16 protein-coding genes and 1 pseudogene are annotated in these 19210 nt (G+C 71.2%); 6 read left to right on the forward strand and 11 right to left on the reverse strand.

Annotation, left to right across the window (positions count from 1 at the left end; translation table 11 throughout):
• Positions 1–136 precede the first annotated feature (136 nt).
• The gene (gene mscL, locus ABH931_RS08435) at positions 137–568 is read left to right on the forward strand and encodes a large conductance mechanosensitive channel protein MscL (protein WP_370111436.1); all 432 of its coding nucleotides are present in this window, start codon (positions 137–139) and stop codon (positions 566–568) included.
• 27 nt (positions 569–595) lie between these two features.
• On the opposite strand, the gene ABH931_RS08440 is transcribed toward mscL, so the two are convergent.
• The 8 genes and pseudogenes from ABH931_RS08440 to ABH931_RS08475 form a co-directional block, all read right to left on the reverse strand.
• Positions 596–919: a hypothetical protein gene (locus ABH931_RS08440; protein ID WP_370111438.1), complete on the reverse strand. Its 324-nt coding sequence runs from the start codon at positions 917–919 to the stop codon at positions 596–598.
• A gap of 28 nt (positions 920–947) precedes the next feature.
• Complete coding sequence (locus ABH931_RS08445) at positions 948–2348, reverse strand: NarK family nitrate/nitrite MFS transporter (protein WP_370111439.1); 1401 nt, start codon at positions 2346–2348, stop codon at positions 948–950.
• A 27-nt stretch (positions 2349–2375) separates the two neighbouring features.
• A pseudogene (locus ABH931_RS08450) lies at positions 2376–2710 on the reverse strand (hypothetical protein).
• A gap of 76 nt (positions 2711–2786) precedes the next feature.
• Positions 2787–3416 (reverse strand): ubiquinol-cytochrome c reductase iron-sulfur subunit, encoded by a 630-nt coding sequence (locus ABH931_RS08455; RefSeq protein ID WP_370111441.1) that lies wholly within the window; start codon positions 3414–3416, stop codon positions 2787–2789.
• Entirely contained in the window at positions 3413–4063 is a 651-nt protein-coding gene (locus ABH931_RS08460; protein WP_370111442.1) for a 4Fe-4S dicluster domain-containing protein, read from the reverse strand. The genes ABH931_RS08455 and ABH931_RS08460 overlap by 4 nt, the downstream gene beginning before the upstream one ends.
• A 6-nt stretch (positions 4064–4069) precedes the next feature.
• Entirely contained in the window at positions 4070–6388 is a 2319-nt protein-coding gene (locus ABH931_RS08465; RefSeq protein WP_370111444.1) for a molybdopterin oxidoreductase family protein, read from the reverse strand.
• Positions 6385–7422 carry an MFS transporter gene (locus ABH931_RS08470; protein WP_370111446.1) on the reverse strand — a complete coding sequence of 346 codons (1038 nt, stop codon included), beginning with the start codon at positions 7420–7422 and terminating at the stop codon, positions 6385–6387. Before ABH931_RS08470 ends, ABH931_RS08465 begins: the two co-directional genes overlap by 4 nt.
• 150 nt (positions 7423–7572) lie before the next feature.
• Complete coding sequence (locus ABH931_RS08475; RefSeq protein WP_370111448.1) at positions 7573–8544, reverse strand: sigma-70 family RNA polymerase sigma factor; 972 nt, start codon at positions 8542–8544, stop codon at positions 7573–7575.
• 290 nt (positions 8545–8834) lie between these two features.
• Between ABH931_RS08475 and ABH931_RS08480 the strand changes: the two genes are divergently transcribed.
• Positions 8835–9566, forward strand: coding sequence for a phosphatase PAP2 family protein (locus ABH931_RS08480; protein ID WP_370111449.1), 732 nt, complete (start codon positions 8835–8837; stop codon positions 9564–9566).
• A gap of 48 nt (positions 9567–9614) precedes the next feature.
• Here the strand turns inward: ABH931_RS08480 and ABH931_RS08485 are convergent, their stop codons facing one another.
• The 3 genes from ABH931_RS08485 to ABH931_RS08495 form a co-directional block, all read right to left on the reverse strand.
• On the reverse strand, positions 9615–11996 hold the full coding sequence (locus ABH931_RS08485) for a glycosyltransferase family 39 protein (protein WP_370111450.1): 2382 nt from the start codon (positions 11994–11996) through the stop codon (positions 9615–9617).
• The gene (locus tag ABH931_RS08490; RefSeq protein ID WP_370111451.1) at positions 11993–13312 is read right to left on the reverse strand and encodes a glycosyltransferase; all 1320 of its coding nucleotides are present in this window, start codon (positions 13310–13312) and stop codon (positions 11993–11995) included. The genes ABH931_RS08485 and ABH931_RS08490 overlap by 4 nt, the downstream gene beginning before the upstream one ends.
• 119 nt (positions 13313–13431) lie before the next feature.
• Entirely contained in the window at positions 13432–15066 is a 1635-nt protein-coding gene (locus ABH931_RS08495) for a FadD3 family acyl-CoA ligase (protein WP_370111453.1), read from the reverse strand.
• Between the two features lie 248 nt (positions 15067–15314).
• On the opposite strand from ABH931_RS08495, the gene ABH931_RS08500 reads away from it, so the two are divergent.
• The 4 genes from ABH931_RS08500 (at position 15315) to galE (ending at position 18993) form a co-directional block, all read left to right on the forward strand.
• Positions 15315–16457, forward strand: coding sequence for a lipid-transfer protein (locus tag ABH931_RS08500; RefSeq protein WP_370111455.1), 1143 nt, complete (start codon positions 15315–15317; stop codon positions 16455–16457).
• 34 nt (positions 16458–16491) lie between these two features.
• Positions 16492–16953 carry a Zn-ribbon domain-containing OB-fold protein gene (locus ABH931_RS08505; RefSeq protein WP_370111457.1) on the forward strand — a complete coding sequence of 154 codons (462 nt, stop codon included), beginning with the start codon at positions 16492–16494 and terminating at the stop codon, positions 16951–16953.
• 283 nt (positions 16954–17236) lie between these two features.
• On the forward strand, positions 17237–17950 hold the full coding sequence (locus tag ABH931_RS08510) for a polyprenol monophosphomannose synthase (RefSeq protein WP_370111681.1): 714 nt from the start codon (positions 17237–17239) through the stop codon (positions 17948–17950).
• A 77-nt stretch (positions 17951–18027) separates the two neighbouring features.
• On the forward strand, positions 18028–18993 hold the full coding sequence (galE, locus tag ABH931_RS08515) for a UDP-glucose 4-epimerase GalE (protein WP_370111459.1): 966 nt from the start codon (positions 18028–18030) through the stop codon (positions 18991–18993).
• Positions 18994–19210: the final 217 nt, after the last annotated feature.

Below are 19210 nucleotides of genomic sequence, written 5' to 3' on the forward strand. Positions count from 1 at the left end.
CAGCCAGCGCGCGCCCCCAGACCCCGTCCGGAACGTTTCCTCAGGTGGCGGGGGGCGCCGACGCCACCACGGCTCCGCACGGGTGAATTCCAGGTGCTCCCAGGCACCCCCGGAACTGCCGTAGTTTCCGGTGCCCATGAAGGGCTTCAAGGCATTCCTGCTCCGCGGCAACGTCGTGGACCTCGCGGTGGCCGTGGTCATCGGCGCCGCGTTCACCAAGGTGATCAACTCCATCGTCGACGGCGTCATCAACCCGGTGGTCGGCGCGTTCGGCACTCAGGACCTCAACGCCTACTCGACCTGCCTCAAGGGCACCTGTCTGGTGGACAAGGCAACGGGCAAGGTCGACGGCATCCTGATCCAGTGGGGCTCGGTCCTCGGCGCCGTGCTCAGCTTCCTGATCACCGCCGCCGTCGTCTACTTCTGCCTCGTCCTGCCCATGAACGCGATGCTGAAGCGCTACATGGCCAAGAAGGAGGTGCCGGCCCAGGAGGCCAAGTCTCCCGAGGTCAGCGAGGTGCAGATCCTGGGCGAGATCCGCGATCTGCTCGTCTCCCAGCGCGGCTGAGGCCGAGACGGCCCCGGCACTCCCCCGTCACTTCTCCCCGTGATGCGGCGGGGTCTCGCTCAGGTACCAGTCCCTGTCCCGCGAGCTCCCGCCGCCCTCCCTGCCCCAGCCGGCGTCCGAGTCGTCGCGACTGCGACCACTCATCGGATCGTCGAAGACGATCCTGCGCCTGGCCTTCTCACCGGCCCTCGATACGTCGGCCTTCGCTGCGTCGGCCTTCGAACTCCCGGCCTTCGAACCCCCGGCCTTCGAACCCCCGGCCTTGGAAACCTCGGCCCTCTCGCCGCTCACGGCGTCCCGCGCATCGCCGCGCCGCGCGTCCTGCTCGTCCCGTTGCTCGCCACCACTCACGCGTCCAGGGTAGGCGAGTACGCACCGGTCAGCTCGGGGCCTCCGCCCCCGGCCGGGCGTAGAACCACCAGCACACCCCCAGGCACACCGCGTAGTACACGACGAAGACCCACAACGAGGCCGTGACTGCGAAGCTCGCGAACATCGCGGGGATGAAGAAGAAGCCGAAGGCGGCGATGGCGGCGCTGAAGCCGATCACCGCACCGGATTCCATCTCCGCCTGCTTCTGGGCTTCCGCCAGCGCCGCCTCGCCCTTCCCGGCAGCCTCCGCCCGATGCTGGTTGAGGAAGATCACCGGAATCTGGCGGAAGGTCGAGCCGTTGCCGATTCCCGAGAACACGAACGCGCACAGGAAGCCGATGTAGAACACCCAGAAATTGCCCTTGTCGCTTCCCGAGGGCACCGCGTTGATGACCACGATCAGCGAGGCGGCCATGCCGATGAAAGAAATGATCGTGCAGCGCGCTCCGCCCACCTTGTCGGAGATCCAGCCGCCCACCCACCGGAACATCGCGCCGAGGAAAGGACCGATCCAGGCGTAGGTGGTGGCGGAGTAATTGGTGAAGGTGTTGTTGATCAGATTGGGCAGGGCCGAGGCGAAACCGATGAAGGACCCGAACGTGCCCACGTAGAGCACGGTCATCAGCCAGTTGTGCTTGCGTCGGAAGATGATCTTCTGCTGGCTGAAGGGAGCCGCGGCGACCTTGAGGTCGTTCATCAGGAACCAGGCGAGCAGCGCCATGATCACCAGAAGCGGGATCCACAGGAAGGCGCTGTTCTGCAGCCAGACGTCCCCGCCGCCCTTCTTGTGCTGAGGGCCGCCGGCCGGCGCGCCCAGGATGCCGGCCGTGATGACCAACGGGGCCAGCAGCTGCACCACGCTGACACCCAGATTGCCCAGGCCACCGTTGATGCCGTTCGCGCTCCCCTTCACCTGCTTCGGGTAGAAGAAGCCGATGTTCGCCATCGAGGACGAGAAGTTGGCCCCGCCGATGCCACAGAGGGCCGCGATGACGACCATCACCCCGTAGGGCGTGGACGGGTGCTGCACCGCGAAGCCCAGCCAGAGCAGCGGGCCCACCAGGATGATCGTGCTGAACGCGGTGAAGCGCCGCTCGCCGACGACGGGCCCGATGAAGGTGTAGAAGAGGCGCCCGAGGCCACCGGTGAGTCCGGGGATCGCGGTCAGCCAGAACTTCTGTGACTCCGAGAAGGTGAAGCCCACCTTGCTCAGCTGCACCACCGTCACCGACCAGACCTGCCAGACCACGAAGGCCAGCATCAGCGCCGGCACCGAGACCCACAGGTTGCGCGAGGCCACCTTGGAACCGGTGGATCGCCAGAAGGACGGGTCCTCCGGATGCCATTCGCTGATGGTCGTTCCGGGTCGGTAGGTGTCGGCCCGCCCCCGGGACTGGGTCACCGTCATCTCGGTCGGCTCCTTGGTCTTTCAGGGTCAGTGGTCGGTGGGGCCGAAGCGCCAGGCGGCCAGGGCGATCAGGAAGGACAGGCCCTCGAATCCGGTGCACCACCAGGCGGTCGAGGTGTGACCCTGCATCCAGGCGTCGACGCCCACGCCCAGGGCCCAGAGCTGGCCGACAACGATGCTGAGCACCACGACGAGCCGGCCGGTGAGCATCGCCGAGCGTTCGGGGTCGTGGTCGCTGCCGGCGCCCGGGCCGGGACCGCTGTGGCGAACGCGGGAGTCGCCGTAGCCGCTGGTCGGGCGGATCTGCGGATACCGCTCCGCCACCGGGCGGTTGAGCCGGGGCTGGGCGCTGCCCGGGGCACTCCAGGAGAGTGCGGCTCCGGGGGCCGCGTCGGTCCCGAACTCCTCGGGGCGGTCGGCCGGATGAGGCATGGTGGTTCAGCTCCTCGCCGAGTTGGGGCAGGCCACGCGGCCGAGGCGAACACCCGGGTCGTTCGCGTCCAGCTCGCGGCAGGCCGCGTGGAGCCGGGTCTCGTCCGAGTAGGCCGTGCCGACGGCCCAGACACTTCCGTCGGTCTTCTCCGCGAGCAGCACCTTGGGCAGGCCGCGCGGCGGCGGGCCCTGGACCACGGCACCCTCACGCGGCTCGAAGGCGCCTTCGTGGCAGGGGCAGTAAAGCTCTCCCTCCGCCCCGCGGTCGTCACGCCACAGCACCCCGCACGCCAGGTGTGTGCAGACGGTGGAGTAACCCACCAGGGTGCCGTCCTGGAGCCGGATGGCGATGGCGCGGTCGTGCTCGGTCGGGTAGGCGAACGTCACCGCCTGGCCGCGTCGGAGCAGGCCGGCCACCTTCATCGGCTGCACGTCCGCGGCCGCCGCGTCCCCGTGCCGGGGCAGGACCCCGGCCGAGACGGCGACGGAGCCTACGACGAGGCCGCCGGAGACTGTCGCCATGACCCGCAGGTAGTTCCTGCGGCTGGTCAGGGAGTCGGCGCTGAGCCGGTCGTGCAGTCGGCTCTGCTCCTCCGGGTCGCCGTCAGGGGCGGGACCGTACTGACCGTCCGTCATGCGCCCGCACCTCCGTCGCGCGGTGTGGCCGCCCGGGTCGCACCGGCGCCCGGCACGTCCCGCCCGTTGACGGAGACGAGCGGCAGACCGCCGGGAACGGGACGGTCGTCGCGCCCGCGGGGCACGACCATCGCGGCGCCGGTACTGATCCCGACGTCTCCGAAGGCGAACCAGTTGGAGACGGTGACCCCGGGACGGTCGGCCTGGAGCTCCTCCAGAGTGCCGTAGAACAGCGCGCCGGTCGGGCAGACCGTCGCACACATCGGGGCCAGGCCCAGCTCCGTGCGGTCGTAGCACATGTTGCACTTGAGCTGGAGCTTCGCCTCCAGGTCGATCTTGGGAACCCCGAACGGGCAGGCGTTGACGCAGTTCGCGCACCCGATGCAGCGGGTCGGATCCGCCTCGTGCACCACTCCGTCGGGGCTGATCAGGATCGCCTCGGCCGGGCACACCTCGGCGCAGGGAGCGACCGGGTCCTCGCAGTGCATGCAGACCGTCGGCTGCGAGGCCACGGAGCGGCCCTCGTCGGTGTAGTCCAGGTGGATCATCGACTTGCCCCGGTGCGAATCGCACTCACGGCAGCCGGAGACACAGGCCTGACAGCCGATGCAGCGGCCGGGGTCGATGAACAGGGTGCGGCCCATCATGGCGCGTCAGCTCCCTTCTCCGGTGCCGCGCCCCTGCGAGGAGGACGGCGGCCTCGTGGTGGTCCGCGAGGCCTGGGCCTCGGGGTAGGCGGGGCGGTCGGGCGGAGTGGGCGGCGCGGGAACCTCGTCCACCTGCTCGGCGCGCTCGATCCGGCAGGCGCAGACCTTGTACTCGGGGATCTTCGAGCGCGGGTCCAGGGCGTCGATGGTCAGCGCGTTGGCGGCCGTCGGCACCGGCCAGTGGTACGGCACGAAGACGTGGTCGGGGCGGATCGCCTCGGTCACCAGGGCGGGGAAGACCTCGCTGCCGCGACGGGTGACGACCCGGACCGGGTCGCCGGTGCGGTAGCCGTGCGAGGGATGCACCTCGACCCAGGGGCGAGGGGTCTGCTCGACCAGCGCGCCGATCCGGCGGGTCTGGTTGCCGGACAGGAAGTGCGCGACGGTCCGCCCGGTGGTCAGGCGCATCGGGAAGTCCTCGTCGAAGGCGTCGGCCGGCTCGTGCCACTCCACGACCTGCATGTGGACCTTGCCGTCCGGGTGGTAGGTCCGGCCGTCGGCGAACAGCCGCGGGGTTCCGGGGTGGTCCAGCTCCGGACAGGGCCAGGCGATGCCGCCGGTCTGCTCCAGCCGCTCGTAGGTGATGCCGTAGTAGTCGTTGACCGAGCCCCGCGAGGCCGCGCGCAGCTCGTCGAAGACCTGCTCGGAGGTGTCGAAGTCGAACTTGTCCCCCGCGCCGAGGCGGCGGGCGAGCTCGCACATCACCCAGGTGTCGGTCCGCACACCCGGCGGCGGCTCCTGCGCCTTGTTGTGCTTGACCACGCGCGCCTCGGCGTTGGCCATCACGCCCTCGTCCTCGGCCCAGGTGGTGACGGGGAAGACCACGTGCGCGTTGGCGGCGGTCTCCGAGAGGAAGAAGTCGAACTGGGCGTGGAACTGGAGCTTGTCGTAGCCGTCCTTGACGGTGGCGTAGTGCGGCAGGGAGACGAAGGGGTTGTTGCAGATGCCGACCAGGCCGCGGATCTCCTCGCGCTGCATCTGCCAGACCATCTCCATCATGGAGGTGCCGGCCTGCGGCAGGTCTTCCTCCCTGATGCCCCAGAAGTCCGAGATCCAGGCCCGGGCCGCCGGGTCGTTGATGGAGCGGCCGCCCGGCAGCAGGTCCGACTTCTGGCCGTGCTCGCGCCCGCCCTGGCCGTTGCCCTGGCCGGTGATGGTGCCGTAGCCGGCGCCCGGCTTGCCGAGGTTGCCCGTCGCGGTACACAGGTTGATGACGGTCAGGCAGTTCTCGACGCCCTGCGTGTGGTGCTCGATCCCACGGGCGTGCCAGGCCATCGCCCGCCCGGCACCGGCGAACATCCGGGCCACCTGGACGACCTGTTCGGCGGGGATGCCGCAGATCTCGGCGGCACGCTCGGGGGTGTAGGCGGAGACGGTGGCCTTGACCTCGTCCCAGCCGGTCGCGCGGGCGGCGAGGAACTCCTCGTCCGCGAGGCCCTCCTTGATCACCACGTTGAGCACGGCGTTGAAGAACGCCGCGTCGGTGCCGGAGCGCAGCGCCACATGGATGTCGGCGGTGCGGGCGATCGCGGTCTCGCGGGGGTCGACGACGATGAGCGTCGCCCCGCGGTCGCGAGCACCCCACAGGTACTGCGTCATCACCGGGAAGCACTCGCCGACGTTGGAGCCGGCGATCAGCAGGCAGTCCGTCAGCAGGATGTCGCTGAAGGGGTTCCCGGCCCGGTCGATCCCGAAGGCGAGTTTGTTCGCGCCGGCCGCGCTGACCATGCACAGGCGGCCGTTGTAGTCGACGTGCTTGGTCCGGAGCGCGACCCGGGCGAACTTGCCGACCAGGTAGGTCTTCTCCGAGAAGAGGCTGGCGCCGCCGAGCAGGCCGAAGGCGTCGCGACCGTATTCGGCCTGGATCCGGCGGATCTCGGCGACGGTGAAGTCGAGGGCTTCCTCCCAGCTCGCCTCGCGGAACTCCTCGTCGCGGCTGCGGCGGATCAGCGGGGCGGTGAGCCGGTCCGGGTGGTTGACCTGCTGGTAGGCGTTGATGCCCTTGGGGCAGAGCCGGCTGCGGTTGATGTCGTGGTTGCGCGGTTCGACACCGAAGACCTTGCCGTGTTCGTCGACGCGCAGGTACATGCCGCACTGCACACCGCAGAAGCAGCAGTGAGTCGGCACGAGCGTCTGCTTGGTCTGGTCGGCCCGCCACAGCGCGGCCGGGATACCGCCGGCGTCGCGGAAGTTGCGGGTGCCGGGTGGCGCCACGGACGGATCCAACGGGACCCTCGGCTGGGCGGCCGCGTCGGTACCGGTCACTTGAACCCCCGCTTCACATCGGTCAGGTAGGCGCCGCCGCGCAGTTCGCGCTTGCAACGCGGGCAGTACTCGGCCCAGGCGTCGAAGCCGAGCCCGAGGTCGCGCATGGTGCCGCGCAGGTTCTCCACGGCCGGGACGGTGTCGATCTCGGTGCCGCAGCGCTTGCAGGCGAACAACGGCTCGCCCGCCTTGCGGGAGTTGAACTTGAACAGCTGCATCCCGACGGCCGCCGGGCGCTGCACGATGTGGAAGAACTTGCCGAAGGGCAGGTAGACCAGGGTGAAGACGACCGAGACCATGTGCAGCACGGCCAGGAACTCGTAGCCGCCGCCGTGCAGGAAGATCTCCGAGAAGGTCAGCAACAGGCCGGTCACCGAGACGGTCAGCAGCGCCAGCAGCGGCAGGAAGTCGTAGGCGAAGCGCTGCCCGGTCATCGCCGCCCGGTCGTGGTAGCGGCGCCACAGGAAGTAGCCGACTCCCCCGATCACGAGCACCGCCGCCAGATCCAGGCCGTGGAACATGGCCCAGCCGAGCACGCTGCTGGAGGAGAAGCCGAAGAGCTTGAAGCCCCACAGCCGCATCTCGTAGCCGGGGCCGGTGGCACTGGAGGCGGTGAAGGTGAACCAGCCCCAGGTGAGCGGAAAGGTGATCGCCGCCGCCAGCAGGCAGCCCCAGAAGATCAGCTGATGGGCGGCCCACCGGGCGTGCGACCGGGCGCCGAGGAACTTCTGGAAGCCCAGGTACGTGGCGATCATCCGGGGCAGCGCGGTCGGCGCCCGACGGAAGCTCTCGGCCGAGAAGGCGGCGCGCAGCCCCTTGCGGAACATCCGCCAGGCTGCCGGTTCGCTGACCCACATGGTGTACCGGTAGGCCACGCCGAAGGCGAGGAACACCGTGGCCACGGCGTAGGGCAGCAGTGCGGAGTCGAAGTCCCGCAGGCCCCGGCTGCCCAGCACGATCGCCAGGACCAGCGCCAGCGAGACGAGCGCACCCACCACGGCGGCGCGCTGACGCAGCTTCCGTCTGTCCACCACGAAGATCCCCTCGTCGGTCCACCTGCGGCGAGCCTAAGTGGGCCATAAGGGATCAAGCAGATCGAAACAGGCCAAACGGGCCCCTGCCACACCTGTTCGGCGTAGCAGGGGCCCGGACGGAGATCGGAGGAACGGGGTTACGGAACGGGGTTACGCGGCTTCGAAGCCCGCATGGTCGGCGATCTTGCGAAGCTCCGCGAGTGCGTGCTTCTCGATCTGACGGATGCGCTCACGGGTCAGCCCGTGCTGCTTGCCCACCTCGGTCAGGGTCCGCTCGCGACCGTCCTCCATGCCGTAGCGGGAGCGGATGATCGAGGCGGTGCGGTCGTCGAGGCGGCCGATCAGCTGGTCCAGCTCCTCGCGGCGGAGCATCACCAGCACCGCGTCCTCGGGGGAGGTGGCGCCGGTGTCCTCGACGAGGTCGCCGAACTGGGTCTCGCCGTCGTCGTCGACGGTCATATTGAGGCTCACCGGATCGCGGGCCCAGTCGAGGACGTCCTTGATGCGCTCCTCGGTGGTGTCGAGCTCGGCCGCGACCTCGGCAGGGTCGACCTCACGACCCAGCTCCTTGGACTTCTCGCGCTGGACGCGGCGGATCCGGCCGAGCTCCTCGACCAGGTGAACGGGGAGACGGATGGTGCGCGACTGGTCCGCGATGGAGCGGGTGATCGCCTGGCGGATCCACCAGGTGGCATAGGTGGAGAACTTGTAGCCCTTGCTGAAGTCGAACTTCTCGACCGCGCGGACCAGGCCGGCGTTGCCCTCCTGGATCAGGTCGAGCAGCGGCAGACCGCTGCGCGGGTACCGGCGGGCCACGGCGACCACGAGGCGCAGGTTGGAACGGATGAAGACGTCCTTGGCGCGCTGACCGTCGGCCGCTATGGCACGCAGCTCGTCCTCCGTCGCCCCGGCGGCGGTGCCGCCCTCGCCGAGCAGCTGCTCGGCGAAGACACCGGCCTCGATCCGGGTCGACAGTTCGACCTCCTGCGCCGCGTCGAGCAGCGGGGTGCGCGCGATCTCGTCCAGGTACATACCGACGAGGTCTCGGTCGGCCTCACCAGCGGTCGGGCGCGCCGAACGCGTCCGATCGGCCTTGTCGCGGACGACGGCACGGGTGGCCATACGAACTCCCTCGGGTGACCTGACGGGCCTGGCTGGCCCGTACCTGGGAACTGCTTACGTAACGACTCAACGACGATGTCCGAAGAATCATTCCCGAAACGGTGTTTTTCTTCGCACGCAGCAGTATGCTGTGCGGTTCGCCCGCGATCATCAGCAGAGCGTCATCGCTCGGTCACAGCGCGGCGGGCGTCCAGTTCTGTCACTCTCTGGGACGATTGTCCGCCCCGTAACAGTTCCCCGCGCGGTGAGCTGGGACAACGGAAACGTCCGGAAACGGAGAGGTGACACGCGTGCGGCACAGGCAGCCGTGGGGGCTCTGGGCAGGTGCGGGCGTGTGCCTGGCCCTCTTCGGCGGACTGCTCGCACTCGTCGAGGCGCACTGGGGTCCGCTGCTCCGCCTCGACCTCTCCGTCGATCGGCACCTGCACACCACCGCGCTGCGGCACAGCGCGTGGACCGGGTCGATGCGGACCGTCAGCTCGGTGCTCGAGCCCACGGTGCTCCGGGTGGCCCTGGGCGTCCTGGTGCTCTGGCTCTGGTGGCGCGGCGCACGCGTCGCCGCGGTGTGGGCGGCGGCCTGCGGTGTCCTCCAGGCCGCGCTGGAGATCGCCGCCAAGGACGCGGTCGCCCGTCCGCGCCCGGCGCTGCCGCAGCCGGTGTCCACCGCGACGGGGTGGGCCTTCCCCTCCGGCCACGCGATGACCGCGGCGACGGTGATCCCGCTGTTCGTCGTCGTCGCCTGGCCGCACCTGCGCCTGCCGGTGACCCGCGTCCTGACGGCCGTGGTCGCCGCGGCGTTCGTGCTCCTGGTCAGCTGGACCCGGATCGGGCTCGGGGTGCACTGGCCGAGCGACGTCGTCGCCGGGTGGCTGCTGGCAGGGTTCACCCTCTGCGCGGTGACCGCCGCAACCGACACCTGGCGACCTGACCAGCGGGAGGTCGATCTGCACCGGCTCACCTCGCGGGCCGCGCAACGGGTGCAGCGGGACCGGGCACGACGGCAGAGCGCGGACCCGTCCTAGAAGACGGGCCCGCGCTCCGGCGGCGGCGCGTACGCCGCCGATGTCACCTCAGGAGGTGCACTCGTAGAGCGTCTGCCCCGAGGAGGCACTCGACGAGGCTCCGGTCGACGACGCACCGGTGGACGAGGTGCTGCCCGACGAGGTGCTGCCCGACGAAGTGCCGCCCGACGAGGTGCCGCCGTAGGCCGACGGGCTGACCGCCGTGCAGATGGACTTCACGTAGTCGGTGGCCGCGCTGTTGGCGTCGCCACCGCCCGGACCGCCCATCCCGCCGCCGAAGCCGCCGGACCCGAGCAGCACGTAGCGGAGCTTCCCGGAGGAGATGAGCGACTTCATCTTGGCCAGCGTCATCGCCGGGTCGCTGCCGGTGAAGCCGCCCATGGCGATCACGGGCTTGCCGGACTGGAGGATCAGCTCGGAGGCCGACTGGGCGCTGGAGACGGCGACCAGCCAGGTGGTGCTGCCCTGGTTCTTCTCCAGGTAGGACAGGAGCGCCGAGCTGACCGTTCCTCCCATGCCGCCGCCCATGCCACCGCCGAAGCCGCCCGCACGGTCACCGCTGCGAAGACCGTCACCGAGACCGCCGAGGGCTCCGGCCGCCCCGCCCGGGAGCTCACCGGTCGCGCCGCCGGCTGCCCCGCCAGGGGCCGTACCCCCGGACGTGCCACCGCTGCTCCCCGCCGACGTGCCACCGGGGAATCCGGCCTGGCCGCTCTGACCGCTCTGACCGCTCCGACCGGAGCTGTCGCCGGCGGACGTGCCACCGGGGAAACCGGACTGCCCGGCCGAACTGCCCGTGGAGGTGCCGCCCGGGAAGCCACCCGCGCCGCCCGGGAACTCGCCGCGCACGCCCCCGGGGAAGCCGCCGCGCATGCCGCCGCCGGGACCGCCGAAGCCGTCCCCCGAGGACGGGCCCGCGGTCGGGTTGGTGCCCTGGATCGCGCCCGCGGTCACGGTGTCCGCCGCGTAGGCGGCCGGTCCGGCCACCAGGGCCAGGGCTGCCGCCAGCGCGCCCACCGCCAGCACCCGCTTGCGGACCGCGGTCGCGACCGAGCTCGCGCCGAAGCGGGCGACGAGCAGCGCGACCACGCCACCGAGCGCCAGCACCGCGACGACCGGCCACAGCCACGGAGCGAAGCTGGTGGTGCGGCGGAGCAGCAGCACCGCCCAGACCGCGGAGACTACGATGCCGAGCGGCAGCACGGCCGCCCAGACGGGCTTGCGTGCGGGCGAGCGCAGCGCGCGCAGCAGCATGGTGCCGCCGGCGCCGGTCAGCGCCGCGATCGCGGGGGCCAGCATGGTCGTGTAGTAGGGGTGGAACGTGCCGGAGGAGAAGCTGAAGACGACGTAGTGGGTCAGTAGCCACATGCCCCACAGCAGCAGCGAGGCGCGCTGCGGGTCGGTGCGGCGGCGTCGGCCGCGCAGCACGAGCGCGCCCACGACGGCGACCACGGCGAAGGGGATCAGCCAGGAGATCTGGGCGCCGAGGATGTCGTTGAAGAGCCTGCCGGCGCCGGAGGTGCCGCCGAAGTTGGCGCCACCTCCCGCTCCGCCGGTGCCGCCGGTGCCGTTGCCGGCGTTCGCGCCGAGCACGCGCTCCAGCCCGTTGTAGCCGATGACCAGGTTCCACACGGTGCCGTCCGAGCTGGAGCCGATGAACGGGTGGTCCTTGATCGAGTCGACGACGACCATCCACCAGCCGCTGGAGACGACCAGCGCGACACCGGCCACGAGCAGGTTCCGCACCCGGACCAGCCAACTGCCCTGTGCCGCCCAGACATAGGCGAGGAACAGCGCCGGCAGCACCATGTAGGCCTGCAGCATCTTGGTGTTGAACGCGAAGCCGACCAGTACGGCGCTGATCACCAGGTGGCGCAGGGTGCCGCGGCGGATCGCCTCCAGGCAGAACCAGGCGGCCGAGACGGTGAGCAGGACCAGCACCGGGTCGGGGTTGTTGTCGCGGTTGATGGCCACCGTGATCGGGGTCAGCGCCAGCACCACCGCGGCGACGGTCGCCGCCACGGTGCCGAAGCTGCGCCGCACGGCGCTGTAGAGCACCGCGACCGAGGCGACGCCGCAGGCCGCGATCGGCAGCAGCATCTGCCAGCTGCCGAAGCCGAGGATCCGGCAGGAGAGCTCCATCAGCCACAGGGCGAACGGCGGCTTGTCGACGGTGATGAAGTTGCCGGCGTCGAGCGAGCCGTAGAACATCGCGGACCAGCTCTTGGTACCGCTCAGGACGGCCGCCGCGTAGTACGAGTTGGCGTTGCCGTTCTGGCCGAGGCCGTAGCAGTAGACCAGCGCGGCCAACAGCAGCGAACCCCAGTAGGCCGGTCGGACCCAGCGGGCGCGGCGCGGTTTGGGCGTTGCGGTGCGGCTGTGGGGAGGGACGGCGGAGGATTCCGCCGGAGCGTCGATGTAGGCACTCACCGGCGTGACTCCTGGTTCGTGGACTGGTTCGTCGCGACCGGCTGGGTCGCGGCGAGGGGCGAGAAGTCGGAGAGGTCCGCCTCGCGGGCGTGCTTGGCCGTGCGATGGGGGTTGAACACCCAGGCCCGCAGCAGCACGAAGCGGACCACCGTGGCCAGCGCGTTGGCGCCGACCAGCCAGCCGAGTTCGGCGGCGGGCGAGGCCCCGGGTGCGACCACGCGGGACACGGCCAGCGCGAGGGTGCTCAGGACCAGGCCGATGACGAAGGCGATGCCGCCCTCGACCTGGTGCCGAAGGGCGTCGCGCGAGCCGGTGACCCCGAAGGTGAACCGGCGGTTGGCGGCGGTGTTGGCGACGGCCGTCACCAGCAGCGCGAAGGCGTTGGCGACGATCGCGGGCGCGGCCTGACGCGTCAGCAGGTACAGCCCGAGGTAGGCGAGGGTGCTGAGGACGCCGATCACGGCGAAGCTGGAGAGCTGCCAGCGCATGCCCGTCGGCAGCTGGGCCTGCCGCACGCGCGGCGGCACCGGCATCCGGGTCGCGCCGAAGGCGGCCTTCTTGCCGACCCGCCACATGCCCTTGAGGTCGTCCTTGACTGTGCGGACGATGTCGACCCGGCTGTCCGGGTCGTCGATCCAGTCGACCGGGACCTCGTGGATGCGCAGGCCGCTGCGCTCGGCGAGGAGCAGCAGCTCGGTGTCGAAGAACCAGGTCTGGTCCTCGACGTCGCTGAGCAGGGCCTGTACCACCTCGGTCCGGGCCGCCTTGAAGCCGCACTGGGCGTCGGAGAACTTGGCGGCCAGGGTCGCCCGCAGCAGGAGGTTGTAGGTGCGGGAGATGAACTCGCGCTTCGGTCCGCGGACCACGGCCGAGCCGCGGTGCAGCCGACTTCCGATGGCGAGGTCACTGTGCCCGGTGAGGAGCGGGGCGACCAGCGGGAGGAAGGCTTCGAGCCCGGTGGACAGGTCCACGTCCATGTAGGCGACGACGGTCGCGTCGCTGCTCCCCCAGACCGCGCGCAGGGCGCGACCGCGCCCCTTCTGGTCCAGGTGGACCGCGCGGACCCCGGGGAGTTCCGCGGCGAGCGCGGAGGCGACCTGCCACGTCGAGTCGACGCTGGCGTTGTCGGCGACCGTGATGCGGAAGGGGTACGGGAAGTGCTCGGTCAGGTAGCCGTGCAGGGTGCGCACGCTGCGGGCGAGCACGTGCTCCTCGTTGTAGACGGGGACGACCACCTCGACCAGCTCGGTGCGAGTGCCGTCCCGGCCTACGGCGGGAGGGGCGGCGTGTGCCGCCGGCGCGGACGAATGGTTCATGGCTCGAACTCTTGGGCGCGGCGCTGTGCTGCACCTGTGCGGCGATTAGGGCCTGGCTGGCAGCTCCGCTCGCACCACGCGGGGGGCCTCGGGAGAAGCTGCCGGCGTGCGGGTGGTACTCACTGCGCAGGGCCCTCGCCGGCGCCGGGTTGCCCGTGCAGTTCCTCGCGCCCCCGGGGTGACCGCAGGTCGCCCTTGAGGACCTTGCCGAGCGCGTTGCGGGGGAGGTCGTCGACGAAGACGACCTCGCGCGGGACCTTGTAGTTGGCCATCTCCCGGCGGCACCAGTCCACGAGCTCCGCTGCCGAGTCCGGCAACGGCTGTTGACGGGGGATCACGTAGGCGCGGCCGACCTCGCCCAGGCGGACGTCCGGGACGCCGATCACCGCGGAGTCGGCGACCAGCGGGTGGCGGGCGAGGATACGTTCGATCTCCGCCGGGTAGGCGTTGAAGCCGCCGACGGTGTACATGTCCTTGAGGCGGTCGGTGATCCGGACGTTGCCCGCGGCGTCGAGGACGCCGATGTCACCGGTGCGCAGCCAGCCGTCCTCGGTGAAGGCCTCGGCGGTCGCGGCCGGGTCCTCGAAGTAGCCGCGCATCACCGTGTAGCCGCGGACCTGCACCTCGCCGGGCTCGCCCGGAGGCTCGTCCTTCACGCCCTCGGCGGCGCGGATCCTGACCTCGACGCCGGGGACGGCCCGCCCGGAGGTCGCCGCGACCGTGTCGGGGCCGTCGTCGCGGCGGCACATCGTCACCATGCCGCAGCTCTCGGTCAGGCCGTAGGCGGTGAGGACGGTGGTGAAGCCGAGCTCGTCGCGGATGCGGTGGACGAGCTCCAGCGGGACCACGGCGGCACCGGTCACGGCCAGGCGCAGCGAGCCGAGGTCGTACTGGGCGCGGGCGGGGTGGTCGAGCAGGGTCTGGTAGACGGTCGGCGCGCCGGGCAGGACCGTGACGCGCTCTGTGGCGATCTTGGCAAGGACGGCCTCGGCGTCGAAGACGGGTTGCGGCAGGATCGTCGCGCCCCTCATCAGCGAGGCGAGGATGCCGGCCTTCCAGCCGAAGGTGTGGGTGAACGGGTTGACCACGAGGTAGCGGTCTCCCTCGGCGAGACCGGACAGGTCGGCCCAGGCGTCGAAGGCGCGCAGGGTCTGGGCGTGGGTGGTCACGGCGCCCTTGGGCAGGCCGGTGGTGCCCGAGGTGAACATGATGTCGGCCGGGTCCTCGGGGGCGACGGCAGAGAGCCGGGCCTGCACGGCACGGGCGGGGATGTCCGCACCGGCGGCGAGGAAGGCCCGCCAGGAGAGCAGGTCGCCGGGGACCGTCTCGGAGTCGCCCAGGACGACGGTGGTGCGCAGGTCGGGCAGGGGGCCGGCCGCCTTGAGCGCGGAGACATAGCTGACGCCCAGGAAGGCGGCGGTGACGAAGAGCAGCGAGGCACGGGTGCGGCGGAGCAGTTCGGCCGCCTCGCCGCCCTTGAGCCGGGTGTTGAGCGGCACGAGCACGGCTCCGGCGCTCACCGCGCCGAGCGCGGCGACCACGTAGTCGGGGGCGTTCGGCGCCCAGATGCCGATGCGGTCGCCCGGCCGGACACCGGCGGCCATGACCCCGGCTGCCGCTCGCCGGACGCGCCGGGCGAGCTCCGCGTAACTGATCCGGGTCCGCGGGCCGACGACCGCCTCGCGGTCGCCGTAGCGGTCTCCGGCCGCCTGGACGAGGTTGGCGATGGTTCCCCACTCGAGATCCGCGCGCATGGCCCGTTCCCCTCCGCCGGTCGATCCGGTGCGTCGCCGCATCCGGTGGCGTGCTTCCGTGACGTCGTCTGTCGGCTCTGCTCGGCTCCCGCACCTCGCAGGTGACTGATCGTCAGATTAGGCTGACGGCGGCCTTCCCGGAAGGGAGCCGGGCGCCCTATTCTGACGGTACGTCAGAAGATCTTCCTCTGTGGCCCACCGCCTTCGTGGCCCACCCCGTTGGAGCACTCGCATTCCGGGAGCCGCCCATGCTCAGGGACCGTACGGCCATCGTCGGCATCGGCCAGACCCGCTTCGCCAAACGCCTGGAGGAGTCCGAGAAGGCACTCGCCTGCCGCGCCGTCCTGGCCGCCCTGGACGACGCCGGTATCGAGCCGCGCGAGGTCGACGCCCTCGCCTCCTACACCATGGAGGAGACCGACGAGGTCGAGCTCGCCAAGGCCATCGGCGCCGGTGACGTCACCTTCTTCTCCCGGACCGGATTCGGCGGCGGCGGCTCCTGCGCCACCGTCGCGCACCTGGTCATGGCTGTCGCCACCGGGCAGGCGAGCGTCGGCGTGGCCTGGCGCAGCCGCAAGCGCGGCAGCGGCAAGCGGCCGTGGACCAACACCACCCAGCAACTGCCCACACCCGCACAGTGGACCCGGCCCTTCGGGCTGCTGCGTCCCGCCGACGAGATCGGCATGCTGGCCCGCCGCTACATGCACGAGTACGGCGCGACCCGGGACCACCTGTTCAACGTCGCCCTGGCCTGCCGCAACCGCGCCAACCAGAACCCCGACGCGATCATGTACGACCGTCCGCTGACCCGCGAGATGTACATGGACGCCCGCTGGATCAGCGAGCCGCTCTGCCTCTACGACAACTGCCTGGAGACAGACGGTGCCCTCGCCTGCGTCGTGGTCGCCGCCGAGCGGGCCCGCGACTGCCGGCAGCGGCCCGTCTACGTCCACTCGGTCGCCCAGGGCCTGCCCGCGCAGCACCACGGCATGGTCAACTACTGGAACGACGACCCGCTGACCGGCCCCGCCTGGACCGCCGCGCGGCAGCTGTGGAAGACCGCCGACTTCGGCCCCGGCGACATCGACGTCGCCCAGATCTACGACGCGTTCACCCCGCTCATCCCGCTGTCGCTGGAGGGGTACGGCTTCTGCGGGCGCGGCGAGGGTGCGGCGTTCACCGAGGGCGGGGCACTGGAACTGGGCGGCCGGCTGCCGATCAACACCGGCGGCGGCGGACTCTCCGAGGGGTACGTGCACGGCTTCAACCTGATCAACGAGGGCGTCAAGCAGCTGCGCGGCCTCTCCACGGCGCAGGTGCCCGACGCGGCGACCTGCCTGGTCACCGCGGGCGAGGGCGTGCCGACATCCGCCCTGCTGCTGCGGGTCTGAGCACATCCGAGACGGATCATCGGGAGGCTTCGAGATGGACACCCTGACCGCCGACGGGCTGCTGCTGCCGTGGCCCGACGACGACGGCGAGCCGTTCTGGGACTACACCCGGCGCGGCGAGCTCCGGATCCAGGCATGCGCGGACTGCGGACGGCTGCGGTTCCCGCCGCGCCCCTGCTGCCCGCACTGCGGCAGCTTCACCGACGAGTGGCGGCAGATGTCCGGCCGCGGCCGGCTCTGGTCCTACGTCGTCGCGCACCCGCCACTGCTGCCCGCCTACGCGGAGCGGGCGCCGTATCCCGTGGCCCTGGTCGAGCTGGAGGAGGACCCGCGGATCCGCCTGGTGGGGACGCTGACCACCTCGGTCCGGCGGCCCAACGCCCCGTGGAACGCCGTGCCACCCCAGCGACTGCGCATCGGCGCCCCGGTCCAGGCGGTCTTCCAGGCGGTCACACCCGACGTGACCGTGGTGCGCTGGGCCCTGTGCGGCGGATGAACCGCGCGGCACGGGGAAGGTCAATGACGGAGGCCATCGACGTGTCCTCCATCCGGGTGTAGCCGAAGCGAGGACTCCTGGCCTGGGAACAGTGCGTTTCGTGGCGGTGAACTTACCTTCCTGCCCATCGGACGTCTGCTTCCATCTACTACAGTGCAACGTCGTCCGAGCCCTGTCCCCGCGCAGTTGCAACGGCCGGACCCCGCAATCTGGACCAGGAGTCATCGTGACCATCCCCGCCGCGCTGCCCGACGACTGGGCAGAGACGCCCGTGACGGTCGTCATGCCGACCTACAACGAGATCGGCAGCCTGGAGGCGACGGTCGAGCAGGTGATGGCGTTGCCACTGCCCGGCCTCCACCTCAAGGTCGTCGACGACAGCAGCCCCGACGGTACGGGCGAGCTGGCGGAGAAGCTCGCCCAGCGCCACCTGCTCGACGGCAAGCCTCGCATCAGCGTGCTGCACCGCAAGGGCAAGGACGGCCTCGGCAAGGCCTACGCCGCCGGCATGGCGCTCGCCGTCGAGGAGGGCGCCCACTTCGTCGTGCAGATGGACGCCGACGGCAGCCACCCCGCCCTCGCCATCCCGCAGATGCTCGGCACCGCCCTCTCCACCGGCGCCGGCGTGGTCGTCGGCAGCCGCTACGTCCCGGGCGGCGAGCTCGCCGACGAGTGGGGCTGGCACCGTCGTCTGCTGTCGCGCTGGGCCAACGCCTACGCCGGCACCATCCTCTCGACCCGCGTCCGCGACATCACGGCCGGATTCAACCTGTGGAGCGCCGAGGCGCTGCACGCGGTTGACCTCGCCTCGCTCGAGAGCGCCGGCTACAGCTTCCAGGTCGAGCTCAAGTTCCGCGCCGTCCACAAGGGCTTCAGCGCGCTGGAGGTGCCGATCCGCTTCGAGGAGCGGCGCGCGGGCGAGTCGAAGATGAGCTTCGGCGTGCAGCTCGAGTCCGCGCTCGTACCGTGGCGCCTGCGTCTGCGCGCCCGCAAGTAGCGACCACGGCAGGTCACTCGACGGAGTGAGGCGATCACCGTCCGCGTCCGGTCGGTGGGCGTCGCTAGAGTGGCCGCATGACTTGGCTTGTCACCGGCGGTGCCGGCTACATCGGAGCACACGTCGTCCGCGCGATGGTCGAGGCCGGCCACGGCGTGGTCGTCCTCGACGACCTCAGCACGGGCGACTCCTCGCGCCTGCCGGAGGGCGTCCCGCTGGTCCAGGGTTCGACCCTGGACCAGCCGCTGCTCACCGCCGTGCTCCGCGAGCACGAGGTGAGCGGCGTGCTGCACATCGCCGCGAAGAAGCAGGTGGGCGAGTCGGTCGAGCAGCCGCTCCGCTACTACCGCGAGAACGTCGAAGGTCTGCGCGTCGTCCTGGAGGCTGCGGCGGAGGCCGGCGTGCGGCGCTTCCTGCTGTCCTCCTCGGCGGCGGTCTACGGCATGCCGGACGTCGACCTCGTCACCGAGGAGACCCCCTGCCGGCCGATGAGCCCCTACGGCGAGACCAAGCTCGTCGGCGAGTGGCTGGTCCGCGCCGCGGGCCGCGCCCACGGCATGGGCACGGTGTCGCTGCGCTACTTCAACGTCGCCGGCGCGGCGACGCCGGAGCTGGGCGACCCGGGCGTCTTCAACCTGGTCCCCATGGTCTTCGAGCGCCTGGACGCCGGGGAGGCCCCCCGCGTCTTCGGCGCCGACTACCCGACCCCGGACGGCACCTGCATCCGCGACTACATCCACGTCGCGGACGTCGCCGAGGCGCACGTCGCCGCGGTGCGGCGGCTGACCGACGACCCGGACGGCACCGACCTCATCCTGAACATCGGCCGCGGCGAGGGCGTCTCGGTCCAGCAGATGCTGGACGTCATCGGCGAGGTCACCGGCCTCGACGTGACAGCCGAGGTCACCCCGCGGCGCGCCGGCGATCCGGCGCGGGTGGTCGCGTCGGCCGAGCTCATCGCCCAGGAGCTGGGCTGGAAGGCGCGGTTCGACGTACGCGAGATGATCACCTCCGCATGGGCGGGCTGGCGCCTGCGCCACTGACGCGAGCGTGCGGCGCGGGTGACCGCGGGCGCGGAAACGCCCACTCTCGGGCGGCCGCACGGCACGAGGGGCGCCCGGCGGGCAGCCGCGGGGCGGCCACGCCACGTCAGCGGTCACACGGCACGAGAAGCGCCGGCGTGGGCTGCTGCCCCGGGACCGGTCCCGCTACGGGAGCGGCGGCGGGGGCGCGAGAGGCGCCCGCACGAGCGGCCACGCG

Source organism: Streptacidiphilus sp. MAP12-33, assembly GCF_041261265.1.
Classification (GTDB): Bacteria; Actinomycetota; Actinomycetes; order Streptomycetales; family Streptomycetaceae; genus Streptacidiphilus.